Annotated in this window: 3 protein-coding genes; all 3 read left to right on the top strand. The window is 55.7% G+C overall.

All coding sequences use genetic code 11. The annotated features are described in order from the left end of the window. Positions 1 to 395: His/Gly/Thr/Pro-type tRNA ligase C-terminal domain-containing protein (locus QZ571_RS18345; RefSeq protein WP_295537606.1), on the top strand; the 395-nt coding region annotated here is incomplete at its 5' end. A 776-nt stretch (positions 396 to 1,171) separates the two neighbouring features. Then, positions 1,172 to 1,606 carry a hypothetical protein gene (locus QZ571_RS18350; RefSeq protein ID WP_295537607.1) on the top strand — a complete coding sequence of 145 codons (435 nt, stop codon included), beginning with the start codon at positions 1,172 to 1,174 and terminating at the stop codon, positions 1,604 to 1,606. Next, a complete protein-coding gene (locus tag QZ571_RS18355) occupies positions 1,603 to 2,886 on the top strand; it encodes a relaxase/mobilization nuclease domain-containing protein (RefSeq protein WP_295537609.1) in 1,284 nt (427 codons plus the stop codon). Before QZ571_RS18350 ends, QZ571_RS18355 begins: the two co-directional genes overlap by 4 nt. The last annotated feature ends 247 nt before the right edge of the window (positions 2,887 to 3,133 follow it).

A 3,133-nucleotide genomic window follows, 5' to 3' on the forward strand; every position in this document is an offset into this window, starting at 1 on the left:
GCGTGTCGCGCCTGCTGGGCGCGATCATCGAGGCCAGCCATGACGAAAACGGCATCATCTGGCCCGAAGGCGTGACCCCCTTCCACGTCGGCATCGTCAACCTGAAACAGGGCGACGCCGAAGCCGACGCCGCCTGCGAAGCGCTTTACGACAGCTTCACCGCCGCCGGGCTGGAGCCGCTTTACGACCACCGCAAGGAACGCGCTGGCGGTAAATTCGCCACCATGGACCTGATCGGCCTGCCCTGGCGCATCACCGTCGGCCCGCGCGGGCTGAAGAACGGCGTGGTGGAACTGACCAGCCGCCGCAGCGGCGAGAGCGAGGAACTGCCGCCCGAACAGGCGGTGGAAAAGATCATCCAGATCTATGCCGGGCACCGCGTCTCCGGGCTCTGATCCTTTCACTGTTCCAGAAATATTCACATCCCGTCCGGGCCACAGGCACCTGGGCGGGATGGTGTGATGCGCACCGCGCACATCCTTGCCGGCATCAGTCCGGATAGGTGTTGTCCAGCGGTGCCGTGCCCTGGCGCCAGTTCGCCTTCGCGGTGCTGACCCGCGAAAGGATGCAGCCGACCCAGGTTGCGCAGCGAACCTGTCGTCAGCCGTTTTTCGGCACCTGAATTCCACAAGCCGAATAGTGTTTGACTGGCGCGCTGGCTGCCGAGGTCGCAGTCACCAGCTCGCTCAAAACCGTTGCAGACCAAATTGAAAGCCTCTCGGCCATTCAATCGAAACACTCAGCCGAAGGCTTTTGGCGGTCAGCGAAGGGTTTGCTGCGAATCTGGAGCGAAAGTTGGTCATGTAGGCTAAACTGGGTGATAAATTGGCGCGAAAAACACCACCTTATTGGAGGGCTGAAACAAAGATGCTGAAACCTCGATCAAACCCCCGTCCGGTCTCCGAAACTGGGCAAAACCGGATACTGCAATGACTGCCAATCTGGGCGTCGTTTGGTGCTTCCGATGCCTAACCGCAAGCCAAATTGACCATTGGGAAAGCGGGCACCAGAACGATAAAAATCCCCCCAAATCGGTCTATTAGGGTTTTTCATGTCAGGGAGGGTAGAATGGTGCAGCTAGAGGGAGATAGTTTGAACTCCCTTTTCGATGCCCTGCAAGAATGGGAACGCCATCTCGCATTGTTAGACTCTAAGAGTCTGAGGTGTGAGAATGACACATTCACGCCATGAATTCAATGATTTAGCGAGTCGAACGCACAAGTTAGACGCTGAGCCACAGAAGTATCCGCCGCCTTTTTCCATCCGGTTTACCTTTGAGGAACGGGCGCGACTTGATGCGGAACGTGGCCGCAGCACGCTCTCCGCCCATATCCGAGAACGTTTGTTTGGCGATGAAGTATCTCCTCGCAGAAAACCTGGAAACTGCCCCATCCAAGACGCAGAAGCCTTGGGCCGCGTTCTAGGCGCTTTGGGCGGATCACGGTTGTCATCGAACGTCAATCAACTCGCCAAGGCCGTAAATACAGGATCACTGCCGGTAACGCCGGAAACCGAAGCTGATCTCGTCGCGGCGTGCGAAGAGATCAAAGCGCTGCGCACTGAACTGCTTCGTGCACTCGGAAAATCACCTGGAGCATCACCATGATCCTTAAGGCCAAAGAACGCGGTGATGGTGGTCAGTTGGCGCGATATCTATTGGCAACGCGTGATAACGAACATGTCGAGCTTCACGAGGTTTCTGGCTTCGTCAGCGATGAGCTAATCGACGCCTTTCATGAGGCCGATGCCATCGCCAGAGGAACACGATGCAAGAACTATCTGTTTTCAATGAGCCTGAACCCTCCTGAAGGGGCATATGTCGAAACGGAGGTTTTCGAGCGCGCCGCTGATCAGATCGGAAAGAAGCTCGGTTTGGAGAACCAGCCGCGCGCTATCGTCTTTCATGAAAAGGATGGCAGACGCCATGCACATGTTGTCTGGTCGCGTATCGATACGGACAAGATGCGCGCAATCAATCTGCCGCACTACAAAACCAAGCTGCGCGATGTTTCGCGTGAGCTCTATCTTGAACATGGCTGGGACATGCCGCGTGGTCTGCAAGATCGCCGTTTGCGTGATCCGCTCAACTTCAGCCGCGAAGAATGGCAGCAAGCAAAACGCGCGGGTGTCGATCCCCGCGAGATCAAGACTGCCCTTCAACAATGTTGGGCGACTTCCGACAATAGGTCATCGTTTCAGAGCGCGCTTAAGGAGCGCGGCTTCTGGCTGGCGAGAGGTGATCGACGCGGATTTGTCGCTGTCGACTATCGCGGCGAGGTCTATTCACTCTCAAGATACGCTGGCGTTAAAGCCAAGGAACTCTCTGCCCGTATTGGGGATCGCGAGCGCCCGCGATCTGTTGATCAAGTCAAAGCTGAAATTGCGCGAGGCATGTCGCGTAAGCTCGAAGATTTCATCAAAGGCGCGGAAACAGATGCGAAGCAGCGCATGGCCATGCTTGATTTTCGCAAAGGTGAGATGGTCTCACGTCACAATGACGAACGAGCAAAACTTAAGACCGGACAAGAAAAGCGCTGGTTGCTTGAGACCAAGGAACGCACGCAGCGATTGCCGCGAGGGTTTTCTGGCATCTGGCATCGGCTGACTGGTCAGTATGCCAAGATCAAAGCTCAGAGTGAGCAAGAGACGCTCAAAGCTTGGCAGCGTGATCGTGATCAGAAAGACGAGATGATCTTCAAGCAGATCGAAGAGCGCCAAGCGTTGCAGCGCGATATCAAGCGACAGCGTTCTATCTCTAGCCAAGAGCTGATGCAGCTGCGCAAGGATGTTGCAAACTTTCAAGAAATCGAACGCCCTGATCCCGAGCGCATGCGTGAAGAATCTGAACGGCGTCGATCGCGCACGCGCCGTCCATCGGGGCCATAAGTTGAGGAGCGCTCAGGCGATCAGAATTGACCCGCAGCTCAAACAGAGTCTGGCCGAAGAGCTGTTTCAACGGGCGAGATTCATTGACAGAAGCTTGAACTAGAGCCACAATGCCTTAGGCAGATACGGGGAAAGAAATGCAAAATGGCCGACATACCTGACTCAAGGCGATACGATGCCGATGGCCAAGAAGAACTAGCTTTTGATCATTCCGGTCTTTCCGGCGAAGTCAGATCGGAAGAGCACA

The sequence above is a fragment of the uncultured Thioclava sp. genome (assembly GCF_913064665.1).
GTDB lineage: Bacteria > Pseudomonadota > Alphaproteobacteria > Rhodobacterales > Rhodobacteraceae > Thioclava > Thioclava arctica.

What these genes read in the sequence shown, in the direction of transcription:
- QZ571_RS18355 (WP_295537609.1), top strand. Translation starts at nt 1,603, where the DNA reads ATGATCCTTAAGGCCAAAGAACGCGGTGATGGTGGTCAGTTGGCGCGA.
- QZ571_RS18350 (WP_295537607.1), top strand. Translation starts at nt 1,172, where the DNA reads ATGACACATTCACGCCATGAATTCAATGATTTAGCGAGTCGAACGCAC.